Here is a 14,577-nt window from a genome sequence, read left to right as displayed (position 1 = left end):
TGTGGCAGTCGGTGATGGCGTTACTGCGGCTCCCACTTCAGGCCCACGTAGAACGTGCGGCCGCCGGTGGCGTAGGTGCGCGCCAACTGGTAGTCCTTGTCGGCCAGGTTGTCGACGCGGGCCAGCAGCGTCACGTCGCGCGCCACGCGCTTGCTGGTGTAGAGGTTGAGCGTGGTGTAGCCGCCCAGTACGTTGGTGTTGGCCGCGTTGTCGTACCGGCGCGCGGATGCGTAGAGCTCTGCCCCCAGCGTCCAGCCTGCCACCAAGGTGTCGGCACCCAGCGTGGCGTAGCGCTTGGCACGGCGCGCCAGCAGTTTGCCGCTGTCCAGGTCACGCGGGTTCTGCCAGTCGATGGAGCCATGCAGCGACACGCCCGCGATGCGGTGCGCGGCCGACAGCGTCACGCCCTTGTACTCGGCGCGGCCCACGTTCTCGTAGCAGCCGAAGCTGGAATCACAGCGGCCCGCGGCGCCGAAATTGATGAGGTTGCTGACGCGGTTGCGGTACGCCACGACACCCACGCTGCTCTCTCCTTGTGTCCACCGCGCGCCCAGCTCCACGTTGCGCCCCTTCTCGGGCTGCAGGTCGGGCGCGCCGTATTCGCTGAAGCGGTGGTAGAGCGTGGGTGCGCGGAAGGACGTGCCGGCCGCTGCGGTGACGCGCCACTGCGGCGTAATGGCGTAGCCATAGGACAGGCTGCCCGTGCTTTTGCCGCCGAACTCGCTGTCGTCGTCATAGCGCAGGTTGGCCTGCAGCGTATGGGCGCCCTGGTTCAGGCCATAGCCCAGCGCGAGCGCGTTCTGTGAGCGGTCACGCTGGAGGTCGCCCACGAACTCGGTGGCGGGGTTGTGCAGTTCGTCCTCGCGGCGCTCCAGCGCGGCTGTGAACAGATGCGCGCCCAGGCGCCACTCGTTTTGCAGCAGGTAATTGTGCAGCGTGGTCTCGGTCATGTAGAAGTTGGGCCGGGTGCTGTATTCACTCTGCCCCTGCGTGACCTGCAAGCGCGTGCTGTACACGTCGCTCCACTTGGCCAGCCATGCCAGGCTGGCCGTGCGCAATTGGTGGTGATTGCGGTCGTCGGCCGTTTTGCTGCCGTCGTACTGCGAGTTGAGGTTGCTGGCCAGCAGCGTGCCCTCCAGGCGATGGGTCGTGTCGAACTGCACGCCCAGTCGGGCATTGGCAGAGGTGCGGCGGTAGCCGTCTTTGTCCGGGTTGTAGGCGGAGCCTACGCGGGCACTGAAGCCATCGGCGCGCTCATGCGACAGCCCCAGCGCATAGTCCACCTGCTCGGTGCCGCCACTCACGCCGGCCTGCACCGTCCGCGTGCCCTGGTTGCCCAGGCCCACGCCCACGTAGGGCGCCGGCGCACCCTCGCCCTTTTTGGTGAAGAGCTGGATCACGCCTCCCATGGCATCCGAGCCGTACACAGCAGCCGCTGGCCCGCGCACGACCTCGATGCGGTCGATCTGCGACAACGGGATTTGCTCCCACACCACGCCGCCGGTGGATTGCGAGTCCAGGCGCACGCCGTCCAGGTACACGGCGGTAAAGCGCGACTCCGCGCCGCGCAGGTAGACGCTGCCACTGCTGCCCTGGCCGCCATTGCGCGTGATCTGCACGCCTGGCAGGCGCGAGATCACGTCAATGACGCCTACCGCGCCGCTGGCCTCGATGGTTTCACGGTCGATGACGGACACATCGGACACGATGTCGGCCAGCGGCCGGGCCACGCGGGTTGCCGTGATGACGGTTTCACGCAGTTGGGGTTCTGTGGCTGCCTGGGCCAGCAGGGTCTGGGACACGGCGGGGAAAGCGGCGGCCAGCGCCAGCGGCAGCACGGCGACGCGCGCGTGCACGGAAAGCGCACTCAAGCGCACATTGAACGGACGGGTGTTTGTCATGTGGGGCAAACAGAGAGATCGCCACGGCCGACCTCCCCGTCGGCACCTGGGCATAACGGCCCAGGTTTCACAAAAGGAAACGCGGAGCCACCTCGTTGGCCGGTATCCGGGCTGGCGGAACGCTCTGCATCGCCTTCCCAAACGCTTGTTCAAGGCGCTCAGTGGCTTGTCAATGAAGAGGGAGCCGAAGTACGGCTCATCCGCTGACCGTTGCGGGGGCAGCGCAGGCACAGGACGCACTCCATGACGGAGGGCCCCTCCCTGCTTCCCGTTGAACTGCGGCATGTGAACCACGCCGCGAGCACCAACTGCGCAATTTTACGATGGTTCGCACGCCGATCCCTACAATCGGCAGCGTATGGCCTCCCCCTCTTCCATCGACCAGATCGCCGAGCGCGTTGAGCGGCTGCTGCTGCGCCATGCCGAGTTGCAGCGCACCAATGCCCTGTTGGCGCAACAGGTCGCGGCGCTCACCCAGGAGCGCGATTCCCTCCAATCCCGCCTGCAGGCGGCCCGTGCGCGCGTGAACGCATTGCTGGACCGCCTGCCTGCCGAGCCCGAACTCCCCGGCACTGCCGAGACGAAAGACGCGCCATGAAGCAGATCGAGGTACAGATCCTCCAGCAAAGCTATCTCCTGGCCTGCCCCGACGGCCAGGAGTCGCGCCTGCTGGAGGCGGTCGAGCGCGTGGATACCGCCATGACGCGCATCCGTGACGCGGGCAAGGTACGCGCGCGTGAGCGCATCGCCGTGCTGGCGGCGCTCAACCTGGCTTTCGAGATCGCCGACCGCGAAGCCGCCGATTTGGCAGCCGCCTCAGCCCCTGCGCGCATCGTCCCCACCCCGGTCGCGCCGCACGTGCACGACAGCGATGAGCGCGTGCAGCAGTTGCTCCTGCGCCTGGACGAGGCGCTGGGCGAGGATGGGCGCCTCCTATAACCATTACGGTAAAAGCCCGGCCCCTGGCCGCACACGGGCAGCCCACTACAATGAACATGTCTGCGATGCTGCCGGGCTTTATATTTCCTTGAACCAATGCTCATTGAGCACGGGCTTGGTACATCGCCCGGTGAGCGTGATCATCTCGCGTCAGATGAACCCAACGCCTGGCTGCCCTCGCCCACCTGAACCCCCGGTTCAGGATGCCGGTCCGGTGGCATTCGCAGACACCTTTTCTCTGGTAATCGCTTGCGCCCTCGCTCCGGGTGAGTGCCAGCGACCTCAATACCTGCTCAGAAAATCCGGCGCTCCGCGGCCAGCGCGCGCAACCCACCCATCTGCAAGGCACAGAGCAGACCTTGGTAGTCGTCGCACCGATGCCAAATATCCTGGCGTGGTTCGGGCGTTTCCCAGTCCTTCGGCAACCTCACTGATACGCAGCGCGCGCCCCAGACGTACGGTGGCGCATCCAGTAAGGCAGCGATGCGTAGCTGGATTTCTCCACGTCGATGAGAACAGACTCGTCACTTCCGCTGGTATAGATCTGACAGCGATACGTCACGCCTGAGCGCCTCGGTTTGCGCCATTCGCTTGCCACGACATGCTTCGCGGAGTCGCTGTGGTTCCACAAAACGCTGTTTTCAGGGCACGCACCACGGCGCCGGCTGCCCATGGACAACCTCCATCCACAGCGCCCATGCACCCAGGGAAAAAAGCACACCACCTGCCAGCCGAGACCCCCACGCCCCACCCTTCACGCCGATCCAAGCGCGAATGCGGCCAAATGTCCACGGTCCCAGCACCAGCCATACACCGCTTCCCACGCCAAACAGGACCATGCACAAGGCTCCGCGGAGCACGCTTCCGCTGAGAGCGGCAGTCAACAGTGCGGTATACAGAAGGCCGCATGGCAGGAGCGCCCAGGCCACACCCGCGGTCAGGAGCCCGCCAGGCCGAGAGACCAAGGGCTTGACCTTCGCCCAGGCAGCACGCCCCGCCCGCTCAACCCACAAGGGCTGCTGCGCTTGCACCATCATCATCCCGCCCCACGCGAGGATGAGCACATGCATCAGCGTCCAAAGGGGGCGCAATGCCGAGGTGCTTTGCCCCAGCCATGCGAGTTGCTCCATGGCCAGCGCAACCACCGCCCCTGCGGCGCCGTAACCGATCAGGCGCCCCACGTGAAACTGCGCTACCCGTTGGAGGATTCCGCGGCGGGACGCCCATTGAATGGTGTGGGTGGCGTCCTGCGTGCCACCCAGCCCCGTAAGCGCCGCGCAGGGAACAGAACACATCGCCAAACAGTGAGCCCCTCCCATCAGCCCCATCAGGAAGGTCGTCGTGGCCAGCGCCCACAGCATGGGTCAAATAATCCGGGAAAAGCGAGCGCGGTTACGGTCAGCCTGCAGATACTTGTCGAACACCATGGCCACGCCGCGCACGAAATACCACCCCATGGGCGTGACTTCAACGCCCTCATCACTGATTTTCACCAAGCCCTGAGCCGCCATTTCTTGCAGTTGCTGTAATTCCGCATCGAAATAACTGCGGAAATCAATCAGCCAAGACTGTTCCAACGGCTCAAACAGCAATTCACCTTGGCACATCAACGCCATGATGACTGCGCGGCGCACCAAGTCGTCCTTGGTCAACGCCAGCCCGCGCACCACAGGCAAATGCCCCTGGTTAATGCAGTCGTAATACTCGTCCAGCGTTTTCACATTTTGGCTGTAAGTAGCGCCCACGCGCCCGATGGCAGAAACGCCCAGACCAATCAGGTCGCAATCGGGCTGCGTGCTATAGCCTTGGAAATTGCGGTGCAGCCTGCCTTGCCGCTTGGCCACCGCCAGCGCATCGTCAGGCAGCGCAAAATGGTCCATGCCCACGTAGACGTAGCCGGCTTCCTGGAACACATCAAGTGACCGGGCCAGCATGGACACCTTGGCCGAAGCCATGGGCAACTCGGCCGTGATGATGCGTCGCTGCGACTTGAAGCGTTCTGGCAAGTGAGCGTACGCATACAGCGCGATCCGGTCTGGCCGCAGCTCGGCTACCTGCTCCAAGGTGCGATCAAACGACTCCGGTGTCTGGCGCGGCAGCCCGTAGATCAAATCCACGTTCACCGATTCAAACCCGAGCTTCCGAGCCGCATCGACCAACGCGAACACCTTTTCGGCAGGCTGAATGCGGTGCACGGCCTTTTGTACTTCAGGGTCGAAATCCTGCACGCCAAAGCTCAGGCGATTGAAACCCAGCTCCGCCAACAATCCCAGCCGCGCTTCATCCACGGTCCGCGGGTCCACTTCTATGGAGTACTCCCCCCCCGGAACGAGGACGAAACTGCGCCTCAACATGCCCATCAGTTCGCGCAAACCGTCATCCGTCAGAAAAGTAGGCGTGCCTCCGCCGAAATGCAGCTGGCTCACATGCTGACCCACACCGCAGTGCGCCGTATGCAGGTCGATCTCACGGCTGAGGTAACGCAAGTAGACCTCTGCCCGCTCTGGATGCCGGGTAATGATCTTGTTACACGCGCAGTAATAGCACAGCGATTCACAAAACGGGATGTGGACATAAAGCGACAAAGGCATCGCCTTGGCTACCGACCCCACGCGACGCTGCTGCAGCGCAAGGATGTATTCCCGCTCGCCAAAGGCCTCGACAAAACGATCAGCAGTCGGATAAGAGGTGTAGCGCGGCCCTGGAACGTCAAAGCGACGCAGGAGCTCTGTTGTAACAACGGTCATGACGGGATTCCTTGCACTTTCATATCACTGTGCCGTAGAGTCCCCCATGAGTCCTTGACGTTGATCAAGCGCCCATAAGGTCCTTGTGGCGACAATTTGACTTCGGCTCAAAGTCGTCCAACGGCCTACGGCATTCCATGTCTCCCAGCCGTTCAGAGGTAAGCTCAAGCCATGAACAGGGTTCCCATGCATACGAATCTCCAGACCATCAAAGTTGCCTGCTCAAACTGCAATCTGCGTGAGCTGTGCATGCCCGTGGGTCTGGACGACCAGCAACTCAAGCGCATCGATGACATTGTTGCTGTACGACGCAAGATCAAGCGTGGCGGCACGCTTTTCCGGAACGGTGAACCCTTCACATCCCTTTTTGCCATCCGCACCGGATTCTTCAAGACCTGTGTCGCCACCGAGGACGGTCGCGATCAAGTGACGGGTTTTCAAATGGCGGGCGAGATCATTGGCCTGGATGGCATCGTGAGCGACCGCCACACTTGCGATGCGGTAGCGCTTGAAGACGCCGAAGTATGCGTCATGCCTTTCGATCGTATTGAAGAGTTGTCGCGCGAAGTAACGGCACTACAGCACCATGTGCACAAGATCATGAGCCGCGAGATTGTTCGCGAGCATGGGGTCATGCTGTTGCTGGGGAGTATGCGTGCCGAGGAACGCCTTGCCGCATTCCTGTTGAATCTCGTACAACGCTTGCATGCCCGGGGGTTCTCACAATCCGAATTGGTGCTGCGCATGACGCGGGAAGAGATCGGCAGTTACCTAGGATTGAAACTGGAAACCGTCAGCCGCACGTTTTCGAAGTTCGTGGAAGAAGGTATTGTGGAAGTAAAACAGCGCCATGTGCGCATCGTCGATACCGATGCGCTGAAGCGCATTGTCAACAGCCAGCAAGCCTGCCATTAAGCCTCGGTTTTTTGCTCATTCATAACTGATCGGCGGAAAGATCAGGAAACGTATTTGGCGCAATCAGCCGGCCGCGCCCCTTTGGGCACGGGGCAGCGATTCAACTCAAAGGGCGAGAGTGACAACAGCGTAGTCAATGCGCTGGAAGCCATGAGTACGAACCAGAACGTGAAGAAGGCGATGGTATACACACCTTCGCGCGAGAGATGCAGGGGTTGATCAAACCACTGCAGCGCTTCTGGATCCACGAAGGCGAACACCACCATTTCCATGACGCCCGCCATCAAAAAGGCCGGCCACGCGATCCACATCAATCGTTGCATCCACATTCGCCCATCTCCTAGCAGGTGTAGTTGACAGCGTAGCATCTGTTCTGCGGCATGCAAAGAGGACTCGCCCTGCCGGTCAACGCGGTTGGTCCTCCAGCGGAGTAGCTGCATGGTTGCGCCCCTTCATGGCAGGCGTCATGTCGCCTCCAGACTCCTTCAGGGTCTCGTTGATGTTCAATCCCCGTTGGTAATAGTCTTCCGCGATGACGGGGTCGGGTTGGCTCACGGCCAGCCAGAGGGTCACGAAGCCCGCAATGATGACAATCACCGGCCCCGCGATGACAAGCCAGACATGGCCAAACGTCCACCAAGGCTTTCCTGCGTCTTCCAGATTCATGGGGGAATTACTCGACATCGATACCAACTCCTCGCTCATTTATGAGCACAGCTTGTTCATTTGCATTCCGCGACCGCCTTCAGCGAGGCACGAGGAACACGGATTTCTCTGCCACTTGGGCTTTATCACCCTGCGCTTGAATATCGAAATACACCGTATGCGATCCGGGAGATGCTGAGCCATACGGAATTTGAAGACGGACAACCACCCATCGGGATTCCGCCGGTCCAATGTCAATTGCGGTCTCGGACGCCACTTCCAGCCCTTCCATGCCGTGGGCGCTGATGGTGTAGCGCTGCGCCCCCTCCGTGGCGTTCATGATCTGCAGCCGGTAGATATTTTCCAGCTTGCCTCCCGCCACGATGCGCGAGAGCGCAGCGCGGTCGCGCACGATGTCCACCTTCAACGGGGTGCGTACCACCAAGCTGGCCAGCATGCCGATGCACAACACCACCAGCACCGCTGAATAGAACAACACACGGGGTCGCAGCACGCGTTTGAGCATTTGCGACTGGGTCCAGTGGTTCTTGACGCCGTTCTGCGTCGAGAAGCGAATCAGCCCGCGCGGATACTTCATCTTATCCATCACGGTATTGCAAGCGTCCACGCAGAGACCGCAACCAATGCACTCGTATTGCAGTCCGTTGCGAATATCGATACCCGTTGGGCAGACCTGGACACACAGCGTGCAATCGATGCAGTCACCCAGTCCCGCAGCTTTGTGGTCTACCGTCTTGTTACGGGGCCCGCGAGGCTCGCCGCGCTCAGGATCGTAAGAGACGACCAGCGTGTCCCTGTCGAACATTGCGCTTTGGAAACGCGCATAAGGGCACATGTATTTGCATACCTGCTCGCGCAGGAATCCTGCGTTACCGTACGTGGCCAACCCATAGAAGATCACCCAGAATATCTGCCACCCTCCTTGCAGGGCCAGCAACTCTCCCCCCAGCTCGCGAATCGGAACGAAATAGCCCACGAAGGTGAAGCCGGTCCAGAATGCGACCGCAATCCAAATGGCTTGCTTGACAGATTTTTTCCAGATCTTCTCAAATGTCCACGGACCATTGTCCAGGCGCATACGGGCACTGCGGTCGCCTTCGACTTTGTGCTCGATCCACATGAACATTTCCGTGTATACGGTCTGGGGACAGGAGAAGCCGCACCACAGGCGTCCCGCCACTGCGGTAAACAGAAAAAGCGACAGCGCGGAAATAATCAGCAAACCCGTCAGATAAATGAAGTCCTGCGGGTAAAGCACCAAACCAAAAATATAGAAACGGCGTGCTCCGAGGTCAAAGAGCACCATCTGGCGCTGGCCCCACTCCAGCCATGGCAGGCCATAGAAAACCAGCTGTGTCAGAAACACCATCGCCCAACGCCAACGTGCGAACACTCCACTTATCGAGCGTGGATAGATTTTCTTTTGCGCCTCATAGAGCGAAATGACCTCGGTCTGCGAACTTTCGGCCCCCACTGGCGTGATAGGAATCACCTTACGGGGCTGACCTTCGGCTGGCTTCATGGTGGAATCTCAAAAAGGAAGTGCAACTTCCAAAACGCAAAACGGCCGGCGCCCCTCGACGGGGAGCCGGCCGCACAGGGAGCATCAGCGCGGGGCGCCGGCCTTATTGGACAAACCCCAGACGTATGCCGTCAACACCTTGATCTGTGCATCGGTCAACTTGCCCGTTTGGGCAGGCATCTCGTTGGTCTTGCCATTGTTGATCATAGCGGTGATGGCAGCTTCGCCCCAGCCATGCAGCCAGATGTCATCCGTCAGATTAGGGGCACCCAGGGCCACATTGCCCTTGCCGTCCATCCCGTGGCATGCAGCGCACGCAGTGAACTTCGACTTGCCCAGAGACGCCTTCAGGGAGTCATGCGGGCTTCCCGACAGGCTCAGGACATAGTGGGTGAGGTTGCGCACATCTTCCGGCGAGCCCACGGCGGCCGCCATGGGAGGCATGACGCCAATGCGCCCATCGTGGATGGTCTTCTGGATCTGATCAGGCGCACCGCCGTGCAGCCAGTCACCGTCGGCCAGGTTGGGGAAGCCCTTGCTGCCGCGGGCATCGGAACCATGACACTGCGCGCAGTTGTTCATGAACAGACGCTCACCAATTGCCATGGCCGCTGTGTCGGCCGCCATCTCTTGGGGCTGCATGGCCTCGAACCGCGCATACAGGGGCTGCAACTCTGCGTTAGCCTTGTCCACTTCGGCTTGGTACTCGCCCAGCTGCGTCCAGCCCAACTTACCCTTAAAGGTCCCCAATCCGGGATAGGCAGCCAGATAGCCAGCACCGAATACCAGCGTGATGATGAACAGCCACATCCACCAACGGGGCATGGGGTTGTTCATTTCCGTCAGGTCTTCGTCCCAGACGTGACCGGTGGTGTTGTCGGCCGTAGCCTCGACCTTCTTGCGGGACGTGATCCACAGCAGCAAGCCGCAGGCCACGATACCGATGATGGTGATTCCGGCCACGTAGAAGGACCAGAAGTTACTCGTGAAATCGCTCATGGGTTATCTCTTTTCTTGTGGAGACTTCTTCAGTCCTCGGCGAAGGGCAACTGTGCTGCCTCCTCGAACCGGGCCCGGTTGCGGCGCATGAAGGCCCAGAACCAGATGCCCACGAAACACGCCAGCGACGCCAGCGTGGCCACGATACGCATGGTGGTGATGTCCATGACCAGCTCCTCGATTACTTGAGCGCACGGCCCAAAACCTGGAGATAGGCCACCACGGCATCCATCTCTGTCTTCCCCTTGACCTGCTCGGCGGCGCTGGCGATCTCCTCATCCGTATACGGGACGCCGACCGTGCGCAATGCCTTCATGCGAGGAGCGACGACGGAAGGATCGATCTGGTTCTTTTCCAGCCAGGGATAGGCGGGCATATTGGATTCGGGCACCACGTCGCGCGGATTGTTCAGGTGAATGCGATGCCATTCATCGCTGTACTTTCCACCCACGCGATGCAGGTCGGGCCCAGTGCGCTTGCTACCCCATTGGAAGGGATGGTCGTAGACGAACTCGCCAGCCACCGAGTAGTGGCCATAACGCAGGGTTTCCGCGCGGAACGGACGGATCATCTGCGAGTGGCAGTTGTAGCAACCCTCGCGCAGGTAGATATCGCGTCCGATCAGTTGCACTGCCGTGTAAGGCTTCACGCCTTGGACGGCCTCAGTCGTCGATTTTTGAAAGAACAGAGGAACGATTTCCACCAGGCCGCCGACGGCCACAACCAGCAAGATCAGCACGATCATCAGGAAGTTGCTGGTTTCGACCTTCTCGTGCGTGAAGCCGGTAGATGCTTTGTTATGCGTATTGGACATGTAGTTGACCCTCCGAACTTCAGGCGTGAGCGGGTTTCACGGCGGGAATGGCCACCTTGACGGAGCGTCCGGAGATCGCCGTCACCCAGACGTTCCATGCCATCACCAACATACCGCCGAGGTACAGCAGACCGCCAAAGAAGCGGATCGCGTAGAACGGATAGGTCGCCTTGACGCCTTCCACGAAGGTATAGGTCAGCGTGCCGTCGGGGTTCACGGCGCGCCACATCAGACCTTGCATCACGCCAGCAATCCACATGGCGGCGATATACAGCACGATGCCGATGGTGGCCATCCAGAAGTGCAGTTCAATTGCCTTGATGGAGTGCATCTTCTCCTTGCCAAACAGGCGAGGCACCAAGTAATACAGCGAACCCATGGTGATCAGACCCACCCAGCCCAACGCGCCTGCATGCACGTGGCCTACAGTCCAGTCGGTGTAGTGCGAGAGCGCGTTGACGGTCTTGATCGACATCATCGGGCCTTCGAACGTGGACATGCCGTAGAACGACAGCGACACGATCAGGAAGCGCAGGATGGGGTCGTCACGCAGCTTGTGCCAGGCGCCGGACAGCGTCATGATCCCGTTGATCATGCCGCCCCAGCTGGGCGCCAGCAAGATCAGTGAGAACACCATGCCCACGGATTGCGTCCAGTCAGGCAGCGCGGTGTAGTGCAGGTGGTGCGGACCCGCCCACATGTACGTGAAGATCAGCGCCCAGAAGTGGACGATGGAGAGGCGATAGCTGTACACCGGACGGCCAGCCTGCTTCGGAATGAAGTAATACATCATGCCCAGGAAGCCGGTCGTGAGGTAGAAGCCCACGGCGTTGTGGCCGTACCACCACTGCACCATGGCGTCCTGCACGCCTGCGTAGGCGGAGTAGCTCTTCATGAAGCCCGCCGGAATGGCCGCACTGTTGACGATGTGCAGCAGCGCCACGGCGATGATGAACGCACCGAAGAACCAGTTGGCCACGTAAATGTGCTTCACCTTGCGCTGGCCGATGGTTCCGAAGAACACCACCGCATAAGAGACCCACACGGCAGCGATCAGGATGTCGATCGGCCATTCCAGTTCGGCATATTCCTTGCCGGAGGTATAGCCCAGCGGCAGGCTGATGGCCGCCGCTACGATGACCAGTTGCCAGCCCCAGAAAGTGAACGCCGCCAACTTGGGCAGAAACAGCCCCGCCTGGCAAGTGCGCTGCACCACGTAATAGCTGGTGGCGAACAGGCCACAGCCGCCGAATGCGAAGATCACGGCATTGGTGTGCAGCGGACGCAGCCGGCCATAGCTCAGCCATGGAATGCCGAAGTTGAGTTCAGGCCAGGTCAGCTGGGCGGCGATGAACACGCCCACCAGCATGCCGACCACCCCCCATACGACAGCCATGATAGAAAACTGGCGTACTACGGTGTCGTCGTAGTGCGCAACTCTTGTTTGTGAAGAATCCATCGGGCACCTCTAGTATTTGCAGTAAAAAGTTTTAACCAGGCTCGCAGTAGGCCTATTGACGAACATCAACCGTCCCTCAGAATGCGCTCCCCCTCCTGATCGACGTTCTCAAATTGGCCACGGTAGACGGCCCACCACAGTCCCGCCAGTACAAACAGCACCAGTACGACGGAGAGCGGAATCAACAAATACAGGATGTCCATATCAGACGACCTCCAAGGGCGTGCTCACGGCACGTGGGGCACCAGCGCAGTCGCCGGAACTCTCGTGGCTGAGCGGGTCCGGCAGGCGCGCCAGGCGGGCCGCGTTGACCACGACGAGCAGTGAACTCAGCGCCATGCCCAGGCCCGCGAGCCAGGCCGGCATGTAGCCCGCAATCGCCAGGGGCACGCACAACGCGTTGTATGCAGCCGCCCACCACAGGTTCTGGCGGACGATGCGCAAGGTGCGCCGCGCCAGCCAGAGCGCCTGCGCAACAAGGGCGAGATTTTCGCCCATAACCACGAAGTCGGACCGTGACTGGGCCAGGGGCACGGCGCGGCCGAACGCAAACGAGACATGCGCACCGGCCAGCACGGGGCCGTCGTTGAGCCCGTCGCCCACCATCGCCACATGGTGTCCTTGCGCCTGCAACGTCTGCAGATGCGCGAGCTTGTCCTGCGGGGTGCAGTCTCCCCGGGCCTGGCCGATGCCGGCCTGGGCAGCCACCCGCTGCACGGACTCGGCCCGGTCACCGGACAGCAGCTCGACCGCCACGCCTTCGGCGCGCAGCCCGCGCACGACCGCCGCGACCTCGGGGCGCAGTTGTTCGCTCAGCACGAACCGCGCGATTTCCACTGCCGCACCTTCGCATTCCATGGACAGCACGACCTGCGGCCCCGCATCGCCGCCTACGGCAGGCACGCGTGCATGGGCCGCAGAGCCCAGGCGCAGAATCGTTTCCTGTGCGTGTGACGGTGACGATGCACGGGCCACCAAGCCTGCACCCGGCAGCTCCTGCACGGCATGGACCGTCCAGCCCGCGGGCACCGCGGCAGACTGCGCGGCCGATGCCAGCGCGCGCGACGCGGGATGCAGTGAATGCGCCGCCAGCGCCGAAGCCAGGGCCAGCGCCTCCCCCTCGCCCCAGCCGGCCCCTGGCGCCACATGTACGGCATGCAGCGCAAGCCCATCGCGGGTCAGCGTGCCCGTCTTGTCGAAGACCACCGTATCCACCGCGGCCAGGGCCTCCAGCCCTTGCAGGTTGCGCACCAGCACGCCCCTCCGCGCCAAAGTGCCCGCAGCCGTCAGCATGGCCACCGGCGTGGCCAGAGACAGCGCGCAGGGGCACGTAACGATGAGCACCGCCACCGCCACCATCAGGGCATGGCTGGGGTCGCTCGGCCACCACCACACTGCCGCCAGCACCGCGGCCAACAACACCGCCACCAGGAAAGGCCGGGCCACCCGGTCCGCCAACTGCGCCAGGCGGGGCTTTTGTAAAGACGCGCTCTCCATTAATGCCACGATCTGCCCAAAGCGCGTCTCACTGCCCAGCGCCAAAACATCCACCGTGACCGGTGCGCGCAGGTTGTAGCTGCCCGCCGTCACGCGGCTGCCTTCGGGTCGGTCCACAGGCGTGGATTCACCGGTGAGCAGCGCCTCGTCGGCCTGGGTACCACCTGAAAGGATGCGGCCATCCGCGGGAAAGGCCTCCCCCGGCAACACGCGCACCACGTCGCCGGCCTGCAGACGGCGCGTGGCCACGCGCGTGAAGCTGCCGTCTTCCGCCCGCCGCTCCACGCTGTCGGGCAACCGGTTCATCACGGCTTCCAGCGCCCCTGCCGTGCGATCGCGCAGGCGCAGCTCCAGCCAGCGGCCCGTGAGCAGGAAAAAGACGAACATGGTCAGCGAGTCGTAGTAGACCTCGCGGCCAAAGGGGCCGGTCGGATCGAACGTGCCCGCCATGCTGACCACGAAGGTGATGAGCATGCCCAGCGCCACGGGCAGATCCATGCTGACCCGCCGCTGCCGGATATCGCGCAGCGCGCTGGAGAAGAATGGCCCGCAGGCGAACAGCACCACCGGCAGGCTAATGACCCAGGAGGCCCAGCGCAGCAGTTGTTCCATTTCCATGGTCAGGTCGCCGGGCATGGCTTGGTAGGCAGGCCATGCGTACATCATGACCTGCATCATGCAAAAACCCGCCACCAGCCAGCGCCACAGCGCCTTGCGGTTCTCGCGCTGGCGCTGCTCCCGCGCCAGCGCATCCAGGGCAGGCAGCGCGCGGTAACCGGCCTTCTGGACCGCGCCCATCCACTGCGACGGGCGCACCCGTCGCGGGTCCCATACCACGCGTGCGCGGCGGGTGGCGGCGCTCACGTCCGCTTCCGCCACGCCGGGCACACGCCGCAGGGCTTCCTCGATGGTCAGGGCGCAGGCGGCGCAGTGCATTCCGTCGAGCACCACATGCGACTCCCACGGACTCGCCTGGGCATCCGCACCTGCGGGGGTAGATGTGCAGGGCTTGCCAAAGGCCGACCATTCCTGGGGGTCATCAAGCAGCGCGACCTCATCCGGTGCAGCCGTGGAGAGGGGCGACGCCCACGGGTCGGCATCAGGATTTGACATAGCCT

15 protein-coding genes and 1 riboswitch are annotated in these 14,577 nt (G+C 62.2%); of the genes, 3 read left to right on the top strand and 12 right to left on the bottom strand.

Annotation, left to right across the window (positions count from 1 at the left end; genetic code table 11):
- Nucleotides 1-20: 20 nt before the first annotated feature.
- Complete coding sequence (locus tag QY917_RS01660; RefSeq protein WP_123675171.1) at nt 21-1,901, bottom strand: TonB-dependent receptor; 1,881 nt, start codon at nt 1,899-1,901, stop codon at nt 21-23.
- A gap of 79 nt (nt 1,902-1,980) precedes the next feature.
- Nucleotides 1,981-2,225, bottom strand: a riboswitch (cobalamin riboswitch).
- 34 nt (nt 2,226-2,259) lie between these two features.
- Between QY917_RS01660 and QY917_RS01655 the strand changes: the two genes are divergently transcribed.
- The gene (locus QY917_RS01655) at nt 2,260-2,499 is read left to right on the top strand and encodes a hypothetical protein (protein WP_015912724.1); all 240 of its coding nucleotides are present in this window, start codon (nt 2,260-2,262) and stop codon (nt 2,497-2,499) included.
- Nucleotides 2,496-2,840 carry a cell division protein ZapA gene (locus QY917_RS01650; protein ID WP_123675170.1) on the top strand — a complete coding sequence of 115 codons (345 nt, stop codon included), beginning with the start codon at nt 2,496-2,498 and terminating at the stop codon, nt 2,838-2,840. The genes QY917_RS01655 and QY917_RS01650 overlap by 4 nt, the downstream gene beginning before the upstream one ends.
- Before the next feature lie 641 nt (nt 2,841-3,481).
- On the opposite strand, the gene QY917_RS01645 is transcribed toward QY917_RS01650, so the two are convergent.
- A complete protein-coding gene (locus QY917_RS01645; RefSeq protein ID WP_123675169.1) occupies nt 3,482-4,201 on the bottom strand; it encodes a sulfite exporter TauE/SafE family protein in 720 nt (239 codons plus the stop codon).
- Between the two features lie 3 nt (nt 4,202-4,204).
- Nucleotides 4,205-5,587, bottom strand: coding sequence for an oxygen-independent coproporphyrinogen III oxidase (gene hemN, locus QY917_RS01640; RefSeq protein ID WP_011804527.1), 1,383 nt, complete (start codon nt 5,585-5,587; stop codon nt 4,205-4,207).
- Between the two features lie 171 nt (nt 5,588-5,758).
- Between hemN and fnr the strand changes: the two genes are divergently transcribed.
- Complete coding sequence (fnr, locus tag QY917_RS01635) at nt 5,759-6,502, top strand: fumarate/nitrate reduction transcriptional regulator Fnr (protein WP_011804526.1); 744 nt, start codon at nt 5,759-5,761, stop codon at nt 6,500-6,502.
- A 41-nt stretch (nt 6,503-6,543) separates the two neighbouring features.
- Here fnr and QY917_RS01630 read toward each other — a convergent pair whose 3' ends face one another.
- The 9 genes from QY917_RS01630 to QY917_RS01590 form a co-directional block, all read right to left on the bottom strand.
- A complete protein-coding gene (locus QY917_RS01630) occupies nt 6,544-6,831 on the bottom strand; it encodes a hypothetical protein (RefSeq protein WP_015912721.1) in 288 nt (95 codons plus the stop codon).
- Nucleotides 6,832-6,907: 76 nt separating this feature from the next.
- Nucleotides 6,908-7,186: a FixH family protein gene (locus tag QY917_RS01625; RefSeq protein WP_015912720.1), complete on the bottom strand. Its 279-nt coding sequence runs from the start codon at nt 7,184-7,186 to the stop codon at nt 6,908-6,910.
- A gap of 61 nt (nt 7,187-7,247) precedes the next feature.
- Nucleotides 7,248-8,690 carry a cytochrome c oxidase accessory protein CcoG gene (gene ccoG / locus QY917_RS01620; RefSeq protein WP_088887416.1) on the bottom strand — a complete coding sequence of 481 codons (1,443 nt, stop codon included), beginning with the start codon at nt 8,688-8,690 and terminating at the stop codon, nt 7,248-7,250.
- A gap of 84 nt (nt 8,691-8,774) precedes the next feature.
- On the bottom strand, nt 8,775-9,689 hold the full coding sequence (gene ccoP, locus QY917_RS01615; protein WP_123675168.1) for a cytochrome-c oxidase, cbb3-type subunit III: 915 nt from the start codon (nt 9,687-9,689) through the stop codon (nt 8,775-8,777).
- 29 nt (nt 9,690-9,718) lie between these two features.
- Nucleotides 9,719-9,856, bottom strand: coding sequence for a cbb3-type cytochrome c oxidase subunit 3 (locus QY917_RS01610; protein ID WP_011804521.1), 138 nt, complete (start codon nt 9,854-9,856; stop codon nt 9,719-9,721).
- Nucleotides 9,857-9,870: 14 nt separating this feature from the next.
- Nucleotides 9,871-10,503: a cytochrome-c oxidase, cbb3-type subunit II gene (ccoO, locus tag QY917_RS01605; RefSeq protein ID WP_011804520.1), complete on the bottom strand. Its 633-nt coding sequence runs from the start codon at nt 10,501-10,503 to the stop codon at nt 9,871-9,873.
- Between the two features lie 19 nt (nt 10,504-10,522).
- A complete protein-coding gene (ccoN, locus tag QY917_RS01600; RefSeq protein ID WP_011804519.1) occupies nt 10,523-11,962 on the bottom strand; it encodes a cytochrome-c oxidase, cbb3-type subunit I in 1,440 nt (479 codons plus the stop codon).
- Nucleotides 11,963-12,027: 65 nt separating this feature from the next.
- Nucleotides 12,028-12,165 carry a cbb3-type cytochrome oxidase assembly protein CcoS gene (gene ccoS, locus QY917_RS01595; protein ID WP_011804518.1) on the bottom strand — a complete coding sequence of 46 codons (138 nt, stop codon included), beginning with the start codon at nt 12,163-12,165 and terminating at the stop codon, nt 12,028-12,030.
- A gap of 1 nt (nt 12,166) precedes the next feature.
- Nucleotides 12,167-14,572 carry a cation-translocating P-type ATPase gene (locus tag QY917_RS01590; RefSeq protein ID WP_302078329.1) on the bottom strand — a complete coding sequence of 802 codons (2,406 nt, stop codon included), beginning with the start codon at nt 14,570-14,572 and terminating at the stop codon, nt 12,167-12,169.
- Nucleotides 14,573-14,577: the final 5 nt, after the last annotated feature.

This window comes from Diaphorobacter sp. C33, from assembly GCF_030503915.1.
In the GTDB taxonomy this organism is placed as follows: Bacteria; Pseudomonadota; Gammaproteobacteria; order Burkholderiales; family Burkholderiaceae_C; genus Diaphorobacter; species Diaphorobacter nitroreducens.
This window is presented reverse-complemented; position numbering and strand designations above follow the sequence as displayed.

Excerpts from the sequence above, each read along its gene's own strand:
- QY917_RS01660 (WP_123675171.1), bottom strand. The coding sequence starts at position 1,901 with ATGACAAACACCCGTCCGTTCAATGTGCGCTTGAGTGCGCTTTCCGTG.
- QY917_RS01655 (WP_015912724.1), top strand. The coding sequence starts at position 2,260 with ATGGCCTCCCCCTCTTCCATCGACCAGATCGCCGAGCGCGTTGAGCGG.
- QY917_RS01650 (WP_123675170.1), top strand. The coding sequence starts at position 2,496 with ATGAAGCAGATCGAGGTACAGATCCTCCAGCAAAGCTATCTCCTGGCC.
- QY917_RS01645 (WP_123675169.1), bottom strand. The coding sequence starts at position 4,201 with ATGCTGTGGGCGCTGGCCACGACGACCTTCCTGATGGGGCTGATGGGA.
- hemN (WP_011804527.1), bottom strand. The coding sequence starts at position 5,587 with ATGACCGTTGTTACAACAGAGCTCCTGCGTCGCTTTGACGTTCCAGGG.
- fnr (WP_011804526.1), top strand. The coding sequence starts at position 5,759 with ATGAACAGGGTTCCCATGCATACGAATCTCCAGACCATCAAAGTTGCC.
- QY917_RS01630 (WP_015912721.1), bottom strand. The coding sequence starts at position 6,831 with ATGTGGATGCAACGATTGATGTGGATCGCGTGGCCGGCCTTTTTGATG.
- QY917_RS01625 (WP_015912720.1), bottom strand. The coding sequence starts at position 7,186 with ATGTCGAGTAATTCCCCCATGAATCTGGAAGACGCAGGAAAGCCTTGG.
- ccoG (WP_088887416.1), bottom strand. The coding sequence starts at position 8,690 with ATGAAGCCAGCCGAAGGTCAGCCCCGTAAGGTGATTCCTATCACGCCA.
- ccoP (WP_123675168.1), bottom strand. The coding sequence starts at position 9,689 with ATGAGCGATTTCACGAGTAACTTCTGGTCCTTCTACGTGGCCGGAATC.
- QY917_RS01610 (WP_011804521.1), bottom strand. The coding sequence starts at position 9,856 with ATGGACATCACCACCATGCGTATCGTGGCCACGCTGGCGTCGCTGGCG.
- ccoO (WP_011804520.1), bottom strand. The coding sequence starts at position 10,503 with ATGTCCAATACGCATAACAAAGCATCTACCGGCTTCACGCACGAGAAG.
- ccoN (WP_011804519.1), bottom strand. The coding sequence starts at position 11,962 with ATGGATTCTTCACAAACAAGAGTTGCGCACTACGACGACACCGTAGTA.
- ccoS (WP_011804518.1), bottom strand. The coding sequence starts at position 12,165 with ATGGACATCCTGTATTTGTTGATTCCGCTCTCCGTCGTACTGGTGCTG.
- QY917_RS01590 (WP_302078329.1), bottom strand. The coding sequence starts at position 14,572 with ATGTCAAATCCTGATGCCGACCCGTGGGCGTCGCCCCTCTCCACGGCT.